The following is a 21,373-nucleotide window of genomic DNA, read 5'->3' on the forward strand; positions in this document are numbered from 1 at the left end:
ACTACCTCAGGCGACAGGCTGCTGAGCAGACTGGGCGACCTTTACGAGGCCGGCGAAAGCAACCGGATCGTTGACCGCCAGCTCAGCGAGCATCTTGCGATCGACCTCGACGTTGGTGGCCTTCAGACCCGCGATGAAGCGGTTGTAGGTCATGCCGTTCTCCCGGCAGGCCGCGTTGATCCGCTGGATCCACAGGCTGCGGAAGTCGCCCTTCTTGGCGCGGCGGTCGCGGAATGAGTAGACACCGGAGTGCAGCGTCTGTTCCTTGGCCTTGCGGTACAGGCGGGACCGCTGACCGCGGTAACCGGAGGCCTGCTCCAATACTTCGCGGCGCTTCTTTTGTGCGTTGACTGCGCGCTTGACGCGTGCCATTTCGTGCTCCTTGAAAAGTGGTTCGGGTGGATGGCGACGTCAGCCGCGCTTCGACTTCGGCTTGTAGCTACCGATGAGCTTGCGGATCTTCTTCGCATCCTGAGTCTCCAGAATGCCGTCCACGTTCAGCCGACGGGTACGCTTCGACGGCTTGTGCTCGTTCAGGTGGCCCTTGCCGGCACGCTTGTGCTTCAGCTGGCCGCTGCCGGTTACCTTGAACCGCTTCTTGGCACCGGAGTGCGTCTTCATCTTCGGCATGGTGCCGCTCCATTCTCTCGATCGTCCCGAGGCGGGATGCCGCACCGGGGCAGGGTCCGTTACGAGACCCTCTGGGTCTTATAGGAGGACGTCGGGGTCCATGTTGTCCGCGGGCCCCTTCTTCTTCTTGGGCTGGCCTGAGGCAGATTTCGAGCGGAGCTCGGCCTCGACGCGCCTGTTCTCCTCCGCCGCCTCCTGGCGTTCGGCCATCCGCTTCTCGCGCTGGACGGCTTCGGCTGCCTTGGCCTCGCTCTTCTTGCGGGTGGGAGCCAGCACCATGTGCATATTGCGGCCCTCCAGGCGGGGAGCCTGCTCAACCACACCGTCTTCCGAGACGTCATTGGCGAGTTGTCTGAGTAGATTGACGCCCAACTCGGGACGCGACTGCTCACGACCGCGGAACATGATGGTGATCTTCACCTTGTCGCCGCCCTTGAGGAAGCGGACGACGTGACCCTTCTTGGTCTCGTAGTCATGCTCGTCGATCTTGGGACGCAGCTTCATTTCCTTGATGACGGTGTTCGCCTGGTTGCGGCGCGATTCGCGGGCCTTCTGGGCGTTCTCGTACTTGAACTTGCCGTAGTCCATGAGCTTCGCCACCGGCGGACGTGCGCTGGGGGCGACCTCAACGAGATCCAGATCGTGTTCGTGAGCAAGCTGCAGTGCCTGCTCGATGCGCACGATGCCTACTTGCTCGCCCTGCGGTCCGACCAGGCGTACCTCGGGTACCCGGATCCGCTCATTGATACGGAATTCGTTGCTGATGACTGTCCTCCAATATGTCGTTGGTTTGGCTGATCGGCTTGGGCGGCCCGGTCGCGGTCATGAAAAAAGGCCTTCGCGGACGCGAAGACCTGACGATGAGTGGCTCACGGGCGTCATGGGCGCTCTCGCACCCGCCCTCCCCGGGTATCCTTCTCCCGGGAACCACTGCGGTACCGACCCAAGACCAGCGTTCTGCCGTCGTGGGTGGAGGGTCAGGCCCTCACTTCGTTGGCTCCGGTCTGCACGAGACCGATCAGCATGGTGAATTGTACCGCGATCGGGTGTCGGGACCCAAACTGGTGCTCACCCGTGACAGGCTTTCACTATGAACGATACGACGATCATCGTGCTGATCAGCGTCGCGCTGTCAGCGGTCGCAGTTGTCTGGGCAGTCCTGAAATGGAACTCGCGGCGCAGTGCGCGCTACCTGATGCGCGCTACCGGAGTCATTCTGATGGTCGTGGGGGCCGCGTTCGCCGGTCTCACCGGGCAGGTCGTCGAGTGGATGCGTCATCTGGCACAGCTCACCACCACCATCTCGATCGGTCTTGGGCTGGCCGCGCTCGGGCTGATCGCCTACTTCATTGGCGGGGCCATCAAGGCCCCCACCAAGGACGAGGCCAAGCTGCGCGAGTATGAGCGACAGGCCAAGCGACGCGAGGAGGACGCGAAGGCCGCAGCGAAGGCCGACCGCCTGGCGAAGAAGGCCCAGGGGCCTGCACCGAAGCCCGCCGAGCCGACGGTTGCTCCGCCGCCAGCCGCGCCCGGCGCCGGCGAATCAACCGACCCCGATGACGAGGTGGCCAACATCTTGCGCAAACACAACATCGAGTAGACGACATGCCCACCGGCCAGCGGCCGGTGGGCATTCACATTGTCGGGCCCAGCTCTGTCACAAACGGCAGGCGGACAATTCGCTCACCAGAATGCCGCGAGCGCCCAGGTCGTGCAGATGATCCATCAGCAACTGGTGGCCTCTGGCCGGGACCATCACGCGGACCGCGACCCAGCCCTCCTTCGCCAGTGGCGAGATGGTCGGGCTCTCCAGGCCCGGGGTCAGCGCCGAGGCCTCTTCGACTTGCTCGACGGGGATGTCGTAGTCCATCAGCACATAGTCGCGGGCGACGATGACCCCGGAAAGCCGCTGCTGCAGGTGGGCCAGCGCAAGCGGATCGATGTCGCCCCTGTTCTGGGGGCGCTGCACCAAGATGGCCTCACTCAGCAGAATCGGATCACCGAACAGCTCAAGCCCGGCCTTGCGCAGGGTGGTTCCGGTCTCGACCACATCGGCGATCGCGTCGGCGACGCCCAGCCGGATCGATGATTCCACGGCCCCGTCCAGATGTATCAGTCGCGCGCTGATGCCGCGCGCGTGGAGGTAGTCGCTCAGCAGGCCCGGGTAGCTGGTCGCGATCCGCTTGCCGTTGAGATCCTGGAGCGTCCAGGCCCCATTGGCGGGCGCAGCGAAGCGGAACTTCGAGGCGCCGAAGCCCAACGCCATGATCTCTTCGGCATTGGCCCCTGAGTCGAGCAGCATGTCGCGGCCGGTGATACCCAGGTCGAGCGTGCCCTCTCCCACGTACACCGCGATGTCACGCGGACGCAGGTAGTAGAACTCCACATTGTTGATGTCGTCGACCAGGACGAGGTCTTTGGTATCGCTGCGCTGGCGGTAACCGGCCTTGCTCAACATGGCGGCGGCGGACTCCGAGAGAGCACCCTTGTTGGGCACAGCAATTCTCAGCATTTCTGGCACGTCAGTTCTTTCTTGCCGTCGGGATATCGCAGGTGAAAGTCACAGATAGCGGTAAATGTCATCGGGTGTCAGACCAAGCTTCACCATCATCGTTTGCACGTGATAAATGAGTTGACTCATCTCTTCGGCGGTCTCGTCCAAGGTCTGGTACTCCGATGCCATCCACACCTCGGCGGCCTCCTCCACGATCTTCTTGCCGATCGCGTGGACGCCGGCGTCCAGTCGTTCCACAGTGCCCGAACCCTCGGGACGGGTGGCTGCGATCTCGGTCAGCTGGGCGTACAGGTCTTCGAAAGTCTTGCTCACGTGGGCTAAGCCTAGTGCAGCGCTCAGATGGCCCTGACGACCTCCTTGATTTCGGCCACCATGCCCGGACGCACGGACAGCTCATCGGCACCCAACTCGATCAGGGTCCGGGTGGCGTCGAGGTCGCTGGCCAGATCGCCGCAGACCGCCATCGGGATGCCGGGCAATGCGGCTCTGATCAGCCGGATCAGCTCCAGAACCGCCGGCGAATCCTGCCTGGCCAGCTGCCGGACCGCGTCATTGGTGCGGTCCGCAGCCTGCGTGTACTGGCTGAGATCGTTGGTGCCGACACTGACGAAATCGACCAGTGCAGCGAACTCGGCAACCCGCAACGCGGCGGCAGGCACCTCGATCATCATCCCGACCGGCACCGGATCAACGCCCAGTTCGGCCCGGACGGTCTCGACCTGCTGCTTCGCCCAGGCCATTTCCTCGGGGTCGGTGACCATCGGGATCATCAACTGCAAGTCCACCTGCTGGGCGGCCAGCAATGCCGCCTTGATCTGATCGCGGAAGATCTGAGGCACCTTCCGCATCATCCGGATGCCCCGCTCCCCCAATGCCGGATTGTCCTCGGGCTGATTGGGCATGAACGCGAGCGGCTTGTCGCCGGAGGGGTCCCAGGTCCGGATCGTGATCGGTCCCCCGATGGTCTGACCGATCCGCACGAAGACCTCGGTCTGTGCCTCAACGCTCGGAGCGGTGAGGTCCTTGGCGAAGATGTTCTCGGTGCGCACCACGCCGCTGCCGTCGGCGCCCTGGTGAGCCGCCGCCTGAGCGTCGTCCACCGAACCGATGTTGGCCTCCACCTTGATCGTCTGGCCGCTGGTGGTGACCGCCGGTTCATGAGCGCGCAGCTGCGCTCGCTCGGCGGCTGCGGTGCGTTCGGCGTTACGGCGTGCCAGTTCGACGCGCAGGGCTTGGTCGGGATGCGGCCAGAATTCGCGGGCAACCGGATCGAAAGCCACCAACTGGCCGTCGGTGATCTCGGCGGCCTCCCGGCAGCCGGTCAGCACCGGGATACCGCGGGCTTGAGCGGCGAGCATGCCGTGCCCACTGGAACCGCCGGCGATGGTCACCACACCCATGCACAACCTCGGATCAAGCCGCATCGCGGTCGCCGCGTCGAGTTCTTCGAGCACCCAGATCCGCGGCTCGTCGGGAGTCTCCTGTTCGAGCCGACGCCCGAGCAGCGCCAGCAGCAGCATCCGCCGCAGGCTCCGCAGGTCCTGGCCACGTTCACGCAGGTAGGCATCGGTGAACTTGTCGAAGGAACGCGCCATGCCGGTCAGCTGGTCGTCCACCGCATCGACGGCACTGAAACCGGCGGTGATCCGCCCGACCACGCCGTGCTGCAACTCGCGATCGGCCAGCATCATCCGCTGAGCCTCGAGGATGCCCGGCACCGCTTCGCCGCCGGCGATGATGCTGTCCAAGAACTCGTCGACCTCTGCCACGGCCCCGTTGAAGCGCGCCAGTTCGTCCTTGGGTGTCAGCGGGCGGTAGTCACCGACCGGTGGACGCAGGCCGACCTGGGTCACCGGGGCCATGACCGCTCGGCGTTCGGCGGCCGCCGGGACGTCACCGAATGCCCGTACCGCGGCGGCGCGTCCTGGGTGTCCGCTGCCGGCCTCGCTCGTGCGTGCGGCCCGGGGTTTGAGATCCTCACCGTAGTTCTGGGTGGCCAGTCCGGCCAGCACATCGCGGGCGGTGTCGGCGTCCGGTCCCGAGATCCGCGCCTCGAGGATCTGTCCGCAGGCCACTTCTAGTCCTGCGATGCTCGACAAGCTGTCGCCCCGTGCGGTGCCTCTGCCGGTGGAGGCGTTGCTGAAAGTAACGTCGGCGTCCAAGCCGCGCAACGAGGTGACGATCATCGCTGCCGGCCGCACATGAATGCCGTGCGGATTGCGCACCGTCGCCCGCCAGACCACTCGGTGGTTGGGCGCTGGCTGTTTCGCCGGCGGACGCGCCACCTGCAACAGCTCGGGGCTATGTTTGCCGTCGGTCAGGTGAGCGGACTTCGCCTGCAGCGCACCCCGAGCCTCCTGATCGACCTCGACCAGCGACGCGCCGGTAGAGGCGCTCACGACTGCCGACAACAGCCCCTCCACCAAGGGCGCGGGACTGATCATGACCCGTTTGGCGAGGTCACCATCCAAGAACTCGATCGCCAACTCGGTGCTGAGTACCGCGCTGCCCAGATCGAGCAGCACCAGCACACCATCGGGCGAATCGACCGAGGCGATCGCCAAAGCGATGGCCGCGGCATCGGTACCGAAACTGCCGTCGTCCATGCCGGCGGCCACCGCAATTCTGGGTGCATCCGCCGGGACCATCTGCTGGGCCAAGGCCACTACGTCGTCGGCCAGCGGACGGCTGTGCGAGACGACAACGATTCCGATCACGCGAGCGTCCTCGCCGCCGCAACCAGCAGCAGGGTGGCGCTGGTCGCGCCCGGATCGGCGACTCCGGCGCTGCGCTGGCCGAGATAGGACGCCCGGCCCTTGCGCGCCACCATCGGCACCGTGGCGTCGCGGCCTGCTGCTGCCGCGTCGGCCGCCGACTGCCAGGGATGGTCGGGTTCATTCTCGAAGGCATCCGTGGCCGGGATCAGCGCATCCAGCATCGTCTTGTCGCCGAGGTTCGCCTTGCCTCGATCCATGACACCCTGGACGCCGGCTCGCAGCGCCTCCAGCCAGGCGGCGTGCCCGATCGGGCCGTCGTCGGGCAGAGCCGCGGCCAGCCGCAGGAAGAAGGTGCCGTACAGCGGACCGGAGGCGCCGCCGATCGTGCTGATCAGTGTCATGGCGGTCTTCTTCGCATATGAGCGGGCGTCGGCGAAGTCGGCCGGATCGAGCGCGGCGACCGCCTTGGTGCCGCGGACCATGTTCGCGCCATGGTCCGCGTCGCCGATCTGACGGTCGAGATCGGTCAGCAGTGCCTCGTTCTCGGCGACCTCGGCTGCGAAGGCATCCAGCCAGCCGCCGAGTATCTGTGGTGACAGCTCCATTCTCGCTACCACCGCAGGCCCGTGGTCGACACCGGGGCGTCCCAGTAGTCGAGCAGTTCGCTGTCGGCTTTGACCAAGGTGATCGAAGCTCCGGCCATTTCGAGCGAGGTGATGTAGTTGCCGACGAGATTGCGGGCGATCTGCACGCCTCGGGCAGCCAGTAGATCGCTGACCTCGGCATACAGCCCGTAGAGTTCGATCAGCGGCGTGCCACCCATTCCGTTGCAGATGACGATGACCGGAGCGCCGGTGAAGTCGAGATCGTCCAGGATCGGATTGACCAGCCGGGCCGCCAGGTCATGTACCGGAGCGAGCTTCTCGCGACTGCGTCCCGGCTCACCATGGATACCGATGCCCAGTTCGATCTCGTCGTCGGCGAGGTCGAAGGTCGGACGTCCGGCCGCGGGCACGGTGCACGAGGTCAGGGCCAGCCCCATGGAACGGGCGGCATCGGCGGTTCGCTGAGCGAGCGCGGTGACCTCGGCCAGGCTGCGCCCGGCCTCGGCAGCGGCACCAGCGATCTTCTCCACGACGACCGTGCCGCCGACACCTCGGCGTCCGGCCGTGTACAGGGAGTCGGTGACTGCGACGTCATCGGCCACCACGACGCTGGTGACCTCGATGCCGTCGGCCGCCGCGAGCTCGCCGGCCATTTCGAAGTTCATGACGTCGCCGGTGTAGTTCTTGACGATCATCAAGGTGCCCTCGCCCGAGTCGACGGCCTGGAGCGCGGCCAGCACCTGATCGGGCGTGGGGGAGGTAAAGACTTCGCCGCACACTGCTGCGTCGAGCATGCCCGGGCCGACAAATCCGCCATGCAGCGGCTCATGTCCGGACCCGCCACCGGAGATGACAGCGACCTTGCCGGGCCGGGGAGCATCACCGCGGACGATGAGACGGTTCGTGTGGTCTACCTTCAGCGTCCCGGGATGCGCGGCCTCAATGCCACGCAACGCATCAGCAACGACAGTGCCAGGATCGTTGATTAACTTCTTCATGCCCACCAGTCAACCACTGAGACCCTATTAGCCGCGGCGTCTAGCATTGAGGAACCATGCAGGAGGTTTCATGACCGATCCCCAGCCGTCGCAACAGGCCGAGGTACCCACGCCAGAGCGCTCGTCCGACGAGCCTCATCGTCCCGTCCGCTCACAGGCGCCTTCGGGCCCGCCGCCGCTGGATTCACCGCGCCCGTGGCGCACCGAAGGCTTGCCGAAGGAGTCCAAGGGGCAGAACGGCAAGAAGGAGCCGAAGAAATCGCGGCTGTGGCAGTTCTGGGTGATAGCCGGGATAGCGTTGCTCGGATTGTGGGGTCTGCTGACCTGGCAGGACGCCAGCAACGCGCCACCGACGATCCCCTACACCGAGTTCATCTCGCAGGTCGAGGCCGGAAACGTCAAGGAGATTTACGCCCAGGGCGATACCATCCAGGGCGAATTGACCAACGAGGCGAAGCTGCCTGACGACGGTGACGACAGCACCGAAGAGGGCAATTACACCCAGTTCACCACTGAGCGCCCGACGTTTGCGCAGGACAATCTGCTGTCCGATCTGCAGGCCCACGGGGCGGTCGTGCGCGCGACACCGGTGGTCGAGCAGCGCGGCGCAGTCGCGAATCTGATCTCCTCGCTGGTGCTGTGGGGCCTGCTGATCGGTGTGTCGATCTGGGCCTTCCGCAAGATCGCGAAGGCGGGCGGTGGCCTCGGCGGCTTCGGTATGCAGCGCGAGGTGAAGCCCATCGAGAAGACGGCGGTGCGAGTCAACTTCTCCGATGTTGCCGGCATCGACGAGGTCAAAGAGCAGGTGGACGAGATCGTCGACTTCCTCAAGAGCCCCGACAAGTACCGGAAGGTGGGAGCCCGCGCGCCGCGCGGGGTTCTGCTCGAAGGCCAACCCGGCACCGGCAAGACGCTGCTGGCCAGGGCGACCGCCGGCGAGGCCGATGTGCCCTTCTTCAGCGCCTCGGCCAGCGAGTTCATCGAGATGATCGTCGGCGTCGGCGCCCAGCGGGTGCGTCAGCTGTTCGACGAAGCCAAGAAGGTAGCGCCCGCGATCGTCTTCATCGACGAGATCGACGCCATCGGACGTGCGCGCGGCTCCAGCCGCGCCTCGGGCAGCAACGACGAGCGCGAGCAGACGCTGAACCAGATCCTCACCGAGATGGACGGCTTCGATGGCACCGAAGGTGTGGTCGTGATGGCTGCGACGAACCGTTCCGACGTGCTCGATCCCGCGCTGACCCGGCCGGGGCGTTTCGACCGAGTGATCACGGTCAGCCCGCCCGACCAAATCGGCCGCGAGAAGATCCTGAAGGTGCACACCCGCCAGATTCCGCTGGCCACCGACGTGAACCTGAAGGCGTTGGCCCAGACCACGCCGGGCGCCACCGGCGCCGACCTGGCCAACCTCGCCAACGAGGCGGCGCTGCGGGCGGCACGGCGCAACGACACGCTGGTCTACCAGGCTGATTTCACCAACGCCTTGGAGCAGATCCAGCTGGGTGTGGCGCGCAGCGTGCTCATCCCCGAGGACGAGAAGCGCCGCACCGCATACCACGAGGGTGGTCACGCGCTGCTCGGCATGCTGCAGAAGGGCGCCGACCCGGTGCGCAAGGTGTCGATCATCCCGCGCGGCCAGGCACTCGGTGTCACCTTGTCGACACCCGATACCGACCGTTACGGCTATGACGAGCAGTACCTGCTCGGACGCATCGTCGGCGCGCTCGGCGGCATGGCTGCCGAGGCCGCGGTCTATGGCGTGGTCACCACCGGCGCCGAGTCGGATCTGCGCTCGGCCACCTCGATCGCCCGCCAGATGGTCGGCAAGTGGGGCATGTCGGCCAAGGTCGGCCCCATGACCGTGCTGTTCGACGATGTGAACCCGCGCGAGCTCGGCATCTCCGACGAGACGTTGTCGGTGGTGGACGCAGAGGTACGGGCGATCATCACCAAGTGCCATGCCAAGGCGGTTGAGCTGCTCAATGAGAATCGGGACAAGCTTGATGCCATCGCCAACGAGCTGCTCATCAAGGAGACGTTGGACGAGGCCGAGGTCTACAAGATCGCCGGAATCGAGCGTCCGGTGCAAGACGACTTTCATTCCGAGTCGGTCGGCACCAGCGCAGACTGACCGGCGCAACTCACCGCTTGAATGATCATCGTGTGGGACTCCTGCCTGCCAGGAATCCCACACGATGGTTCTTGTTCAGTCGAACGAAACCCCCAGCAGGGCGTCCACAGCCTCGGCGACCTGGGTGGGCGCCTGGGAGTCGGTGCCATCACCGGCCAGCGCGGCGGCCGTCCATTCGTCCACCGCGGCAAGCGCCCGAGGCGAGTTGAGGTCACCGCGCATGGCACGACGCAGATCATCGATCACCGGTCCGGCGGGAGTGCCGGCGGGTGCCCGGAATGCGGCGACCCAGGCGTCGGCCCGCCGCTGCGCCCTCTCGATGTCGGTGGGGAACCATTCCCAATCGTTGCGGTAGTGATGGGCGAGCAGTGCCAGCCGGATGACCGGCGCCGCGACTCCCCCGGCACGCAACCGCGAGACGAGCTCCAGATTGCCCAGCGACTTGCTCATCTTCTCGCCGTTGAGAGCGACCATGCCGACATGCACATATGCCTGGGCAAAGCGCTCCCCCGTGACCGCGCGTCCGACAGCCGCGCACATCTCGTGATGCGGAAAGGCCAGGTCGCGTCCGCCGCCTTGCACTGAGAAGTCCGAGCCGAGGTAGTGCTGCGCGATCGCCGTGCACTCCACATGCCAGCCCGGGCGCCCCTGCCCCAGCGCGGAGGGCCACGACGGCTCACCGTCCCGCTTCAACAGCCAGACCAGCGAGTCCAAGGCGTCCACCTTGCCGGCACGATCCGGATCACCACCCTTCTCGGCGAACTCGGCCAACTGCTCGGCGCGAGTCAGATGGGAGATCTGCCCGAATCCCTCCACGGCGTCGGAGCGGAAGTACCAGTCCGGATACTGCTCATCGGCGACCCGGTAGGCGAACTGCTTGGCGTCCAGCTCCTGGACGGTGCCGATGACCAGGTCGAGGGCTTCGGTCGCCGCCACATAGTGGTCGGGCGGCAGCACCCGCAACGAGCGCATGTCGGTGCGGAAGAGCTCGACCTGCGATGCGGCCAGCTCCCGCCAGTCCTCGCCGGTCTCCTCGGCGCGCTCGAGCAGCGGATCATCGACGTCGGTGATGTTCTGCACATAGGTGACATCGAGCCCCAGGTCGCGCCAGGCCCGCTGCAGCAGGTCGAACGTCAGGTAGGTGAACGCGTGACCCAGATGGGTGGCGTCGTACGGGGTGATGCCACAGACATAGAGACCGGCAGAACCGGTCTGGGGCCCTACCGCCTTCAGCGCACGGGATTCGGTGTCCCACACCCGGACCCGATCATCGATCTCAGGATTGGTGTTGCGGGGCAGGTTCGGAACGCGAGCGGCAGGCCAGGCATGCATGACCCTAAATTTAGCGGTAGCACCCAATCCGGCTGGCCGCCGGTTCACTACGCGAAGTCGATCAGCTGTTTGCGGTAACCATTGCAGCGCGGGCACAGATGCCCGTTCGGCCAGATGGGCTGACCGCAGAACGGGCAGCTCGGATTGTGCGAGCCGAGCAGCTTGCCGGTGCGGACGATGAAGTCCCGCGCCTGATCGAGCGTGATGACCACCTGGAGCACCTTGTCGTCCTCGCCCAGTGCGCCGGGATGGGCCATCTTGCGGTAGACCCCCTGCGCGAACAACTCGACCTTCAACGACGAGGTCTCCGGCACCCAGGTGATGGCCATCGTCCCGGCGCGGAAATCCTCATCGAGCGGAACATCGAGAGGATCGCTGTCCCAGGGACGCGCCCGACCGGCTTCACGATCGGAGCGGATGCCACCGATCTGCTCCAGTTCGGTGAGTACCTGACTGATGTGTTCGGCCAGCACACGGATCTGCTGGCGCTCGCAAACCACATTGGTCATCCGCGATCCCTGGCGCGTCTGCACGAAGAAAACCCGCTTTTCGGGCTCGCCCACGGCGCCACTGACAAACCTGTCAGGGAAGGCGTACCGATGGGTCAGCTCCATGAAACTCAGGGTAAGCGTCTTGGCGACGGGCCGCTGGGATTGAGCACCGGTTCGCTGAATCTGTGCCAGGGATCAGCTCGGGGCTTGCTCGCGAACGGGCGTGTGCGCAGGCCGGGGGGAGGCCGACAGCTAGGCTAGCGGGCGGGATTGGCCCTGCCGAGGGCTGTCTGCGCGTCGGAAGGATCGCCAATGGGTTGGCTAGAAGCCATCGTGCTGGGCATCGTCCAGGGGCTCACCGAGTTCCTGCCGATCAGCTCCAGCGCCCACCAACTGGTTGTCGGGCAGCTCTTCTTCTCCGGTCACGATCCGGGTTCGGCATTCACCGCCGTCACCCAGCTGGGCACCGAGACCGCCGTGCTCATCTACTTCTGGCACGACATCGTCCGCATCATCAAGCAGTGGGCGCTGTCGCTGGTGAAGAAGGTCCCGAGCAGCGATCCGGACGCCCGGATGGGCTGGTTCGTGATCGCCGGCTCGATGCCGATCATCATCTTGGGTCTGTTCTTTCAGGACGCCATCGACACCACGCTGCGTAATCTGTGGATCACCGTCGCGATGCTCGGCGGTGTCGGTCTGGTGCTGGGCTGGGCCGACCGGATGGCCGCCAGACGGGAGCCCGTGCCGGGCGCGGCGCGCCGGCAGCTGGGCCCCAAGGGGTTGACCGATCTGAGCTGGCGGGACGCGATCATCTACGGCCTCGCGCAGGCCTGCGCGCTGATCCCGGGGGTGTCCCGCTCCGGTGGCACCATCTCGGCCGGCCTGTTCCTGGGCTATTCGCGCCCGGCGGCGACTCGCTATGCCTTCCTGCTGGCGATCCCCGCGGTCTTCGGATCGGGTGTGTACAAGCTCAAGGACATCGGCGAAGACGCCTGCGTGGCCTGGGGGCCGACGATCCTGGCGACCCTGATCGCCGGTTTCGTCGGGTATGCGGTGATCGCCTGGCTGCTGCGCTACATCACCACGCATTCGTTCACACCGTTCGTGCTCTACCGGCTGGGGTTGGCCGTGCTGCTCGCCGTGCTGCTCCTGACCGGCTACCTCGATCCGCAGGCCCCGATCGTCACCGGCTGCGTAAGCTGAAGCCCATGCGACGACGTGCGGTGGGCGCCAGCGGGCTGAGCGTCGGCCGCCTGGGGTTGGGCACCATGACCTGGGGCGGAGATGTCGCTCCGGACACTGCGCGGGCGCTGCTGCGGACCTTCGTGGACGCCGGCGGCGACCTAGTCGACACCGCCCCCGCCTACGGCGGTGGACGCGCCGAGGAACTCCTCGGCCGGTTCATGCGCAGCGATCTGCGCCGCGATGATCTGGTGATCGCCACCAAAGCCGGCTTCGGTACCCATGGCGGATCCCAGGTGGTCGACACCTCGAAGGGCGCGCTGCTGGACGATCTAGCCGATTCGTTGCGGCGGCTGCGCACCGATCACGTGGATCTGTGGCAGGTGCACGCCTGGGGCGATGCCCCTCTGGAGGAGACCCTGGCAGCCTTGGACCAGGCCGTCAGCGCCGGAATGGTCCGGTACGTGGGGGTCTGCAACTACATCGGCTGGCAACTGGGCACGGCGGCGGCCTGGCAGCGGGCGGTGCCCGGCCGGGCCCGGCTGGTGAGTGGCCAGATCGAGTACTCGCTGCTGGCGCGACGCGCCGAGGTCGAGGTGCTGCCGGCGTTGCAGCATCACGGGATGGGGCTGTTCCCCTGGTCGCCACTGGGCCGCGGCGTGCTCACCGGCAAGTACCGAGGTGGGACTCCGCGGGATTCCCGCGGCGGACGCGACCACATGGCGTGGTTCATCGAGCCCTACCTGGACGCCCGCTCGAATGCCGTGGTGGATGCGGTGGCCCGCGCCGCCGATGGCTTGCGATTGACGACTGCCCAGGTGGCGTTGTTGTGGGTGCGCGACGCCCCGGGCGTGACCGCGCCGCTGCTGGGGGCTCGGACCGTGCAGCAGCTGTCGTCCCTGCTCTCGGTGGACGATCAGACCCTGCCGAAACCGATCGTGGCTGCGCTGGACGATGTCACCGGAGGGCCTCATCTTGGCCGGGAGTGATGCCAGAATCAGGCATGAGAATGAACGTGGCGGTGTGCGCGGCGGCGGTCGCGCTCGTGCTATCGGGGTGCGGATCATACGGCACGCCTGAACCCTCGCCGACAACGACGCCGATGGCGCCAGCTCCCACGACAACGGTCACCGTGGAGACCACGGTCTACCCGACCGATGAGAACGATCCGGTGAGTCCCGCTCCATATGCGACCGCTTCCACCTCGGCAGCCCCTGCCGGCGCGCTCAGCGACCTGCTGATCACCGATGTGCGCACCGGCGCCCATGACGGCTTCGACCGGGTCGTGATCGAATTCGACGCCGGCGCCTCGAATTCGGTGGCCTGGTCGGCCGGCTATGTGACCGATCCCCGCGCGCAGGGCAGCGGCCTACCGATCGTGATTCCGGGCGCGTCCGCGGTGCTCGGCGTCACCGTGCATGGGCTCAGGATTCCAAACGGGGAGACGGTGCTCAGTGGATTGCTGGACGGCAGCGCGCACGGCGGGATTCGCGGGGTCTATCTCGACCCGGTCTTCGAGGGGATCTCGGTGATCAATATCGGCCTGGACGCTCAGCGCGGCTTCTACGTCTTCGGTATGGAGGCGCCGAACCGGCTGGTCATCGACATCCAGAGTTGACCGTTCGTCCGGTGCAGGCAGCGGGCGCACGCGACGGGGAGGACTACTCGCGGAGGTCGGCGGCGTCGCAACCGAGCGGATTCACAGAGGGTAAGTGGGCCTGGCTCGGATGATCCTGCGTCGCAGCCAGGCTTGGCAGCTACCGTCGCGATATCGGCGAAGCCTCATGAGCTCCCAGCCACCCACCTCGGCCTGCTCGGTGAGCACTCGCTGCACCTGCCGGTTGGTGATCCACCTGGGGAGGCTGATCTGGCCGACCTCGAACTCGGCCCCCGAGACGAACTCCTTCCTCAACGACCACGACGTGATGTATGTGGTGGCTGGTTCTCCCATCACACCTCCCAAGATGAGTCGCATCCGGTTGATGTCCTATCGTGCCACCAGCGTGGGGACGGTGGGGGGATATCCGCTCTCTGCGCCCAGGATGCCGCCTGCGTGAGAGTGTGCGCATCTGCCGAATGCACCGTGATGGCGCTCCGTGATGGTGCTGCACGGTCGCTGCAAGACCGAGCCAAGGCATCGACGCTACGGACGGAATCGGCGGCTCATTGAGTGCTGACCAGCTACGACCACCAGTTCGCGGTTCGGGGCGCTTTGATGCTATTGTTTCTTGGCGCTCGAAAAATGAGCAACGACACCGGTCCGGGTGGCGGAATAGGTAGACGCGCTAGCTTGAGGTGCTAGTGCCCGTTTTAGGGCATGGAGGTTCAAGTCCTCTCTCGGACACTCGTCTCGACCCGGCTCTACTAGGCATCTTTCCTGGTAGGTCCGGGTTTTGTCGTTTCGGGAAGTGTTCGGGGCCAGCCGCAACTGGCTCCAAATCTCGTGTGGCAACCCCCCAAGCCGGCCCGGCCCGAGAACTGCTCAGGGCCCTTCGACACGAGGCGCGAATTCCCGGTACAGGTTCATTCTTTCGAGACCCAAATCAAGGTGACGGCCCCGGTTTGCTCTGGGAACTCCGGCCAGCCAGGATCGCGATCCCCTCGATGATCGCCCAGGCCAGGTTGGCGCCGATGAGCACGAGAGGCAGCACCACCAGCACGTTAAGCAGAACCTCGGCCCTGCGATCCATGGTGTTGCCGAGGTAGAGATCTGAGTACCAGAACACGATGAACAGCATGTAGAGCATCGCAGCGAGGAGTCCGGCCAACGCGACGCCGAGCAGCACGATGTGGCCGAAACCGCGTTTGCGCTGGCCCAGATAGAAGTTGTGGACGCCAAAGACACCAAGAAAGAAAGCAAACAACGCTGCCTTCCTCTTCGACAGTGGTTCGCTCGATGGAGGTTGCGGTGGCACGCTCCACTGTCCGGGTGATGATGCTGTCACTGTCAGTCTCCTCGCGCCATCGTGACCCCGATCCTAAGCTGCCCGGGGGCGATGACCTGGGCGTCCTCCTAGGCCAGGGGCCCTGGTAGGCATCGAACTGACCCGGCGGTCGGCGCAATTCGCCTCGTCCTCAGGAGCCTGGCTCGGGGTCGTCGGCCCGCGACCACGCGATCGGGTCCGCGCTTGAGGCACCGTCAATGAGCACGCCGCGACGATGGCCCCATCACACTCATAGTCGAGGAGGCTCCGGCATGCCACCTGCAACGCCACCAACGATGAAGAACACGCTGTCTGGACGGTCATGGCCGGTCCCACCAGGTTCAGTTTGTAGGCGAGGCGCGTCGCGACCGAATCCGGCAAGTTCCCGATGAGGGCGAGCATGTTGGAGTCCTCAACCACCTGAGGACGTGCGGACAGAACGTTGTTCAGCAGGTATGTGCTGAACGATGCTGAGGCGAACACACCCCATCTCAGTTCATCGCCACTGGCGCGACCCGCGTTCTCGAGCGCCTCGAACGCACAGGTCAGCATGAGCCTCTGCTGCGGATCCATCAGTTCCGCTTCAGCTGGGGATATCCCAAAGAACTCATGATCGAACTCGTCGATGTTCGCCACACTGGGTACCCGCGGAATGTGGCCATCGGACACCGGATCGGGAGCGTTGACGTTCAGTTCCCTCCCGTCGACCAACGCCTCCCACAGCTCGCGAGTCGAATCTGCTTGGCTGTAGCGACCCGCCACAGCGGTGATCGCAACGTCGAACCCGCTCATTAGCCATCCCTCCGGTGGTGCTTCGCGTTGATCTCGCGTCTTCTCTGCCATTCGTGCTCGCGCCGAGCCCTACGTTCCGCCTCGCGTGCTTCCTGAAGTTCTCGATCCCGGAGTTCCACTTCGCGGGCAGGACGCACGCGAAGTGCCAATGACTCGATCGTCGGGTTCTGGAACAGGTCGACGACAGCCAGACCAGCCTCGGGGTAGGCGGACTGCAGCACGTCAAACACCTGAATCAGCGAGAGGGATGTCAGCCCTGCATCGAAGAGGTTCTCCGTGCATGTGAAATCCTCGTGGCCGATCACTGAGGCGACAGTTCGATGAATCTCCCGCTCGACAGGATCAGTGATGGTCCGTGCCGGCACCTGTTCATGGGCGATCAGCCTTGCCAGTGCAGCCACGTCCAGTTTCCCATTACCGTTGGTCGGCATCGATGACACGCACGCGATGCGCTGCGGCACCATGCACGCGGGAAGCAACTGGCGCATTCCCGCTTTCCACGTGGGCACGTCCCTGGCTCTGTCAGAGACCACAGCAGCCATGAGCCGCGAGGGTTGCTCAGGATCCATAAAGGCGGCGACGACAGCAGCGCCCGTCACGCGCCTGAGCGCCGCCGACACTTCTCCGAGCTCGACTCGGAACCCACCGAGCTTCACCTGGCCGTCCATTCGCCCCAAGAACACGAACCTGTTGTCTCTGCACAACCTCACTCGGTCTCCGGTGCGGTACCACCGCCCCTTCAACCGTCCGGGATCCGTGATGAACGCACGTTGGGTCTCCTCGGGCATACCCAAGTACTCCGTCGCCAAGCTCTCTCCGGCGACGAGCAACTCGCCGGGGACACCCGGCGGTACCAAGCGCAGCGCTGAGTCCACCGTGGCCACGCCAGCATGAGGAAGAGGAGTACCCAGGGGGGCACCCCCACCGTCCTGACTCAGGTCATCAGATGTCAGATCCCCCGTGATACAGGCGACGGTTGACTCCGTCGGCCCGTAAGCGTTCAGGACGCGACCGCCACGGGGCATCACGCGAGTCGCCCACTGGGACGCCACTGCGATCGGCACCGCTTCTGCACCCAGCACCGTGACGCGCAGCGCTGGTAACCCTTCGTCGGGAAGGAATCGCATGATCTGATCAGCAAGACTGGGCGTCAGCAGTACGGAGGTCGCACGCGAATCGACCAGGGCGCGAGCACATCTCTGGACATCGCGGACCACATCAAGGTCGGGCAAGTGGACTGCCCCACCCGAAACAAGCGGCACCAAGATGTCCAGCACTGAAGCGTCGAAGGCCAGATGATGGAGCCGTACCCATGACTCACCCGGGCCACAGGTCACCACCTGCAGCCATGAAGTGAGGAACGCCCCCAAGGCACGGTGGGAAACTTCCACACCCTTGGGGCGTCCCGTGGATCCGGAGGTGAACATGACGTAGGCCGGAGCATCGAGATCCACTTCAGCTTGATCCGGAACAGTGTCCTGAGCCCCTGCAAGGAGTTCGGACAGCTCCACCGCGGTGACACCATGATCCGCCAGTGTTGCGACGGTCTCGCAATCCCCGATGACAGGTACTCGACCCAGTGTCTCGAAGACAGACGGGATTCGCGATATCAGATCGGGGTCGATCGGAACATATGCTCGTCCACTTCGGAGTACACTCGTCACCGCGAGGACCTCGTCGATGCCCCACCTGTGACAGACGACAACATGCTCCGCTTCGGGCCACCGAGCATTGATCTCAGAGGCCAGACGCCTGCCATCAACATCCAGTTGCCGGTGGCTGACGATTCGGCCCGGTTCGATGAGCGCCACTTGGTCCGGATAGCGCTGGGCCGTCCGCCCCATCATGTCGACCACCGTGGCTGTCGATCCCCGCCCGTACGCCGCCAGGGCCTCGAGAACCGGGCTTGGTCCGTCCGGATCGACCAGCCCGATCGAGTCCAACGGAGAGCATGGGTCGGACAAGATCTGACGAATGAGGCTGCTGAACGCACCCACGACGTCGATGTCGTCAGCCCAGCTGCCCACCTCGATCACGCATCGGAATCCTCCTCCCGTTGCGTCAATGAACTCCGAGGACACCACCGACAAAGGGAAGGCAACATGACCAAGCGGGACCTGCAGTGGCTCGAGCCTGATCTCCTCGTCGAGCCCTGAGGGCTCCACACCTTGGTGTGTGAAGCAGGAAGCCAGACTTCCAAGGACCGGAGTCATCCCCGTCGCCGAGTAGTCCACTCCACGTCGACGCAACGATTCCAGAATGCTGATCTGAACCGTCTTGACGTACTCCAAGAAGGTACGGCCGCCCTCAACCGCAACCTTCACCGGAAGGGTGTTCACATGACATCCACAGGCCTGCTGACAGACTCGGGTGCTCACCGGACAGCCGAAGACCACGACTTCCTCATCGGTCAGTCGGGCCTGCAGCAGCGCCGCCACTGCGATGAAGAAGGCGCTCGCCGGAATCCGGTGAGTTGACATCGTGGACCGCAGGCTCGATGCAAACTCACCATCCAGGACCAACTCATCGCGACGACCAGTCAACCGTCCCTTCTCGTCCTTGACGCCCAGCATCGCCGAATGCCCGAAGGTCGCGAAGTCCTTGAAATCCTGACGAAAGGACTCGGTAGCCCTCTCCATCTCCGCCTCATCAGCACGGACAGGATCCAGGACAGCACCTGCGACGTCAGGGTCCGAGTAGGGATCATGGCCCGCGCACAGTTGCCCCACCCGATCGCACACCAGGTATCCGGTACGCGCATCCCAGACCAGATGAGACGCCCGCACCAGCAGGTATGTCGCCCGCTTGTCAGTGACGATGAGTTCTGCGTCTACCAGGGGGGCATTCTCAATCGGCATCGCCATCTCTTGGAGATGACGGGCCATTGTGATCACATCGCCCTCTGTTGTTTCCGGGTCCATCTCCACGAGTCGACACCGCTGGTCAGGGTGAGGACCCGGGATGGATTTCCACCCCGACTGAGTGCGGGCTAGGCGTACAGCGAGACCCGGATCCCGACGCAGAACCGAGTCGACCGCGCACCGAAGAAGCTCAGGATCTACTTCGCCACGAACTCGCATCAGGCGCACCAACGTGAGCGTGGTGTCGGCGGGATTGAGCTCGAACTGTCTGAGCATGGTGTTCTGAGGCCACGACGTGGGACGACCGGGCTCTCCGCAACCGGTGCTCGGGGCCACCGCGGCTTCTGTCCTCGTCATTCTGCCTCCTTCAAGGCCTCGACCACGTCGATCCGTGCAATGCGAAGACCCAACGGGATGACGGTGGCACAGGCTGACAGCAAAGCGATCAGAACCGCGATTCCCACCGACCTGGGCGTGATGACCGGCGCGTAGTGCAGCCTCGGGCTCGCAACCTGCCTCACATAGATCCCCAGGAACCACAGGCCACCGGGTATTCCGAGCAGCACTCCGATCAGGGCAGACACCAGCACTTCGAGGGAGGAGAGGCGGCGCAACTGTCCCGATGACATGCCCAGAACGCTCAATGTCGCGTACTGACGGCGCCGCTCATCGAAGGTCAGATTTCCCAAGGAGGTGAGAACAATGACGCACAGGATGATCGCCATCACCCTCATGAGGTTGAAAATCCCTCCAAGGCTGGATCTGATGTTGACAGCGTTGTCCTGCTGGGAGGCTCGGCTGACCACATTGACCACTCGTGGATCGGCCTGGATCACGTCGGGGACCGCATCATCACCCACCAGGATCGCGGAAGGCGAGAACTGCTGCCCCAAGGACTCCCATTGAGCGCGGGACATGAAGAACCCCTGAGGCATCTCCGTGGCGACGATTACCGAGACCTCCAGGTCCAACCGTCCAAGATCGCCTGGAAGATCCAAGACGACCCTGGACCCCTCGGCCAGACCGAGACGCGTGGCAGTGTCCTCGGTGACCCGCAGGCCGGACTCAGCAGGCAGAGGCCCGTCGGAGGTTCTCTGTCGGAACCTGTCGCCTTCGTCCAAGATGGTGAGTACCCTGTCAAATCCGTCAGACGGATCGGTGAGGACTGGGATCTGCATGAGGTACTGGGGCAGAGCACCGAGCCCCTCGATGGCCACTGGACGGCTCGACATCCCGGTGACAGTGACTCGATACGCATAGTCAAGCGAGGTGGGACTGAACGACGTATCCGCTCGATTCTGCATCGTGTCCGGAAGACCGAAACCCGTGAACAGCAGCATGAGGCACCCGGCAACCCCCACAATTCCCATGACAAATCGCATGAGATTGGATGCAGTGTCCCGCAACGCCCAGCGCACACCCCAGTGATTTCCGGAGCCCATGTTGCGCATTCTCACAGCGGCCGATGAGACCTTCACCAGTCCCGGCCTCATGAGAAGTGCCGGGGCATCCGTGAGCGCCGAACCTGATGCCAAGAACCCACCAGCAACGCAGGCGGTGACAACCAATGTGGTGACCACAAGCGGAACCAATGTGTAGCTGACACGCCATGAGGGCAGATCGAACTGGCCTGACTGTGAGGCAAGTACGACTCTCGACAGGACTGGGGCCAGTCCCAGGCCCACCACTGACCCGGCAAGGCCGGTGATCACACCGAACATGGAGAAGTGGAGACGCAACTCTCCGCGTCCATAGCCCATGGACTGGAGGGTTGCAATAGTTTTGAGTTCGCGATCCACCAAGCGTTTCGTGGAGGAGTACATCGCAAGGATCCCCACAAGGAGAAACAGCGACGCGAAGAGCACCGACACGTTGCGGATCACCTTGACCCGATCATATGCAGGGGCGATGTGCGGGTCGGTTTCACGAGTGGTGATCCGGGAAGCGCGGTCACCGATGCTTCCCCACAACGCGTCCACGGCCGCGTCGGAGTCATCGGCCCTCACGACAACGCGGCCTGGAGTGCGATTGGTCCAGCCTTCACCCCACAACTTGGTCGCCGTCGCGGGAGTCACGTACCCGTAGCTGAACATGTCCTGCTCGGGGACCAAGAACACGGACTCCTCGACATCGTACAACTGGTCCGGCGACAGAACCTCTCCCCGGATCATCACTTGGACATCCTGACCGGTGAT

The 21,373-nt window shown here is 64.7% G+C and carries 20 protein-coding genes and 1 tRNA gene; 6 read left to right on the forward strand and 15 right to left on the reverse strand.

All coding sequences use genetic code 11. The features are described from left to right. Window positions 1-6 precede the first annotated feature (6 nt). The 3 genes from rplT to infC form a co-directional block, all read right to left on the reverse strand. A complete protein-coding gene (rplT, locus tag QUE25_RS01645; RefSeq protein ID WP_286266950.1) occupies window positions 7-372 on the reverse strand; it encodes a 50S ribosomal protein L20 in 366 nt (121 codons plus the stop codon). A gap of 39 nt (window positions 373-411) precedes the next feature. Next, entirely contained in the window at window positions 412-630 is a 219-nt protein-coding gene (gene rpmI, locus QUE25_RS01650; RefSeq protein WP_286266952.1) for a 50S ribosomal protein L35, read from the reverse strand. A gap of 78 nt (window positions 631-708) precedes the next feature. Continuing rightward, on the reverse strand, window positions 709-1,395 hold the full coding sequence (gene infC, locus QUE25_RS01655) for a translation initiation factor IF-3 (RefSeq protein WP_286268464.1): 687 nt from the start codon (window positions 1,393-1,395) through the stop codon (window positions 709-711). A 325-nt stretch (window positions 1,396-1,720) separates the two neighbouring features. On the opposite strand from infC, the gene QUE25_RS01660 reads away from it, so the two are divergent. Next, entirely contained in the window at window positions 1,721-2,230 is a 510-nt protein-coding gene (locus tag QUE25_RS01660; RefSeq protein ID WP_286266954.1) for a hypothetical protein, read from the forward strand. Between the two features lie 57 nt (window positions 2,231-2,287). On the opposite strand, the gene hisG is transcribed toward QUE25_RS01660, so the two are convergent. The 5 genes from hisG to dhaK are packed head-to-tail and all read right to left on the reverse strand — an operon-like array spanning window position 2,288 to window position 7,465. Continuing rightward, window positions 2,288-3,151: an ATP phosphoribosyltransferase gene (gene hisG / locus QUE25_RS01665; RefSeq protein ID WP_286266956.1), complete on the reverse strand. Its 864-nt coding sequence runs from the start codon at window positions 3,149-3,151 to the stop codon at window positions 2,288-2,290. Window positions 3,152-3,190: 39 nt separating this feature from the next. Beyond that, window positions 3,191-3,457 carry a phosphoribosyl-ATP diphosphatase gene (locus tag QUE25_RS01670; RefSeq protein WP_286266958.1) on the reverse strand — a complete coding sequence of 89 codons (267 nt, stop codon included), beginning with the start codon at window positions 3,455-3,457 and terminating at the stop codon, window positions 3,191-3,193. A 23-nt stretch (window positions 3,458-3,480) separates the two neighbouring features. Further along, a complete protein-coding gene (gene dhaM / locus QUE25_RS01675; RefSeq protein ID WP_286266960.1) occupies window positions 3,481-5,862 on the reverse strand; it encodes a dihydroxyacetone kinase phosphoryl donor subunit DhaM in 2,382 nt (793 codons plus the stop codon). Beyond that, a complete protein-coding gene (dhaL, locus tag QUE25_RS01680; RefSeq protein ID WP_286266962.1) occupies window positions 5,859-6,467 on the reverse strand; it encodes a dihydroxyacetone kinase subunit DhaL in 609 nt (202 codons plus the stop codon). Before dhaL ends, dhaM begins: the two co-directional genes overlap by 4 nt. 5 nt (window positions 6,468-6,472) lie before the next feature. Next, on the reverse strand, window positions 6,473-7,465 hold the full coding sequence (gene dhaK, locus QUE25_RS01685) for a dihydroxyacetone kinase subunit DhaK (protein WP_286266964.1): 993 nt from the start codon (window positions 7,463-7,465) through the stop codon (window positions 6,473-6,475). A 70-nt stretch (window positions 7,466-7,535) separates the two neighbouring features. Between dhaK and ftsH the strand changes: the two genes are divergently transcribed. Further along, window positions 7,536-9,596 (forward strand): ATP-dependent zinc metalloprotease FtsH, encoded by a 2,061-nt coding sequence (gene ftsH, locus QUE25_RS01690; protein ID WP_286266966.1) that lies wholly within the window; start codon window positions 7,536-7,538, stop codon window positions 9,594-9,596. Between the two features lie 75 nt (window positions 9,597-9,671). On the opposite strand, the gene mshC is transcribed toward ftsH, so the two are convergent. Continuing rightward, window positions 9,672-10,928, reverse strand: coding sequence for a cysteine--1-D-myo-inosityl 2-amino-2-deoxy-alpha-D-glucopyranoside ligase (gene mshC, locus QUE25_RS01695; protein WP_286266968.1), 1,257 nt, complete (start codon window positions 10,926-10,928; stop codon window positions 9,672-9,674). A 47-nt stretch (window positions 10,929-10,975) separates the two neighbouring features. Beyond that, a complete protein-coding gene (locus QUE25_RS01700) occupies window positions 10,976-11,542 on the reverse strand; it encodes a DUF3090 domain-containing protein (protein ID WP_286266969.1) in 567 nt (188 codons plus the stop codon). A 189-nt stretch (window positions 11,543-11,731) separates the two neighbouring features. On the opposite strand from QUE25_RS01700, the gene QUE25_RS01705 reads away from it, so the two are divergent. From QUE25_RS01705 to QUE25_RS01715, 3 genes are all read left to right on the forward strand, one after another. Next, entirely contained in the window at window positions 11,732-12,622 is an 891-nt protein-coding gene (locus QUE25_RS01705; RefSeq protein ID WP_286266971.1) for an undecaprenyl-diphosphate phosphatase, read from the forward strand. Between the two features lie 5 nt (window positions 12,623-12,627). Next, entirely contained in the window at window positions 12,628-13,590 is a 963-nt protein-coding gene (locus QUE25_RS01710; protein WP_286266973.1) for an aldo/keto reductase, read from the forward strand. A 113-nt stretch (window positions 13,591-13,703) separates the two neighbouring features. Further along, the gene (locus QUE25_RS01715; protein WP_286266975.1) at window positions 13,704-14,219 is read left to right on the forward strand and encodes an AMIN-like domain-containing (lipo)protein; all 516 of its coding nucleotides are present in this window, start codon (window positions 13,704-13,706) and stop codon (window positions 14,217-14,219) included. A gap of 81 nt (window positions 14,220-14,300) precedes the next feature. On the opposite strand, the gene QUE25_RS01720 is transcribed toward QUE25_RS01715, so the two are convergent. Further along, window positions 14,301-14,552 (reverse strand): DUF5703 family protein, encoded by a 252-nt coding sequence (locus QUE25_RS01720; RefSeq protein WP_286266977.1) that lies wholly within the window; start codon window positions 14,550-14,552, stop codon window positions 14,301-14,303. 307 nt (window positions 14,553-14,859) lie between these two features. On the opposite strand from QUE25_RS01720, the gene QUE25_RS01725 reads away from it, so the two are divergent. After that, window positions 14,860-14,945 (forward strand) — tRNA-Leu (locus QUE25_RS01725). Window positions 14,946-15,144: 199 nt separating this feature from the next. On the opposite strand, the gene QUE25_RS01730 is transcribed toward QUE25_RS01725, so the two are convergent. The 4 genes from QUE25_RS01730 to QUE25_RS01740 are packed head-to-tail and all read right to left on the reverse strand — an operon-like array spanning window position 15,145 to window position 21,157. Beyond that, entirely contained in the window at window positions 15,145-15,546 is a 402-nt protein-coding gene (locus QUE25_RS01730) for an NINE protein (protein WP_286266979.1), read from the reverse strand. Window positions 15,547-15,579: 33 nt separating this feature from the next. Further along, entirely contained in the window at window positions 15,580-16,368 is a 789-nt protein-coding gene (locus QUE25_RS14785; RefSeq protein ID WP_425332727.1) for a beta-ketoacyl [acyl carrier protein] synthase domain-containing protein, read from the reverse strand. After that, window positions 16,317-19,535: a non-ribosomal peptide synthetase gene (locus tag QUE25_RS01735; RefSeq protein WP_340312733.1), complete on the reverse strand. Its 3,219-nt coding sequence runs from the start codon at window positions 19,533-19,535 to the stop codon at window positions 16,317-16,319. The genes QUE25_RS14785 and QUE25_RS01735 overlap by 52 nt, the downstream gene beginning before the upstream one ends. After that, complete coding sequence (locus tag QUE25_RS01740) at window positions 19,532-21,157, reverse strand: ABC transporter permease (protein ID WP_286266983.1); 1,626 nt, start codon at window positions 21,155-21,157, stop codon at window positions 19,532-19,534. Before QUE25_RS01740 ends, QUE25_RS01735 begins: the two co-directional genes overlap by 4 nt. Between the last annotated feature and the right edge of the window lie 216 nt (window positions 21,158-21,373).

This window comes from Brooklawnia propionicigenes (assembly GCF_030297015.1).
In the GTDB taxonomy this organism is placed as follows: domain Bacteria; phylum Actinomycetota; class Actinomycetes; order Propionibacteriales; family Propionibacteriaceae; genus Brooklawnia; species Brooklawnia propionicigenes.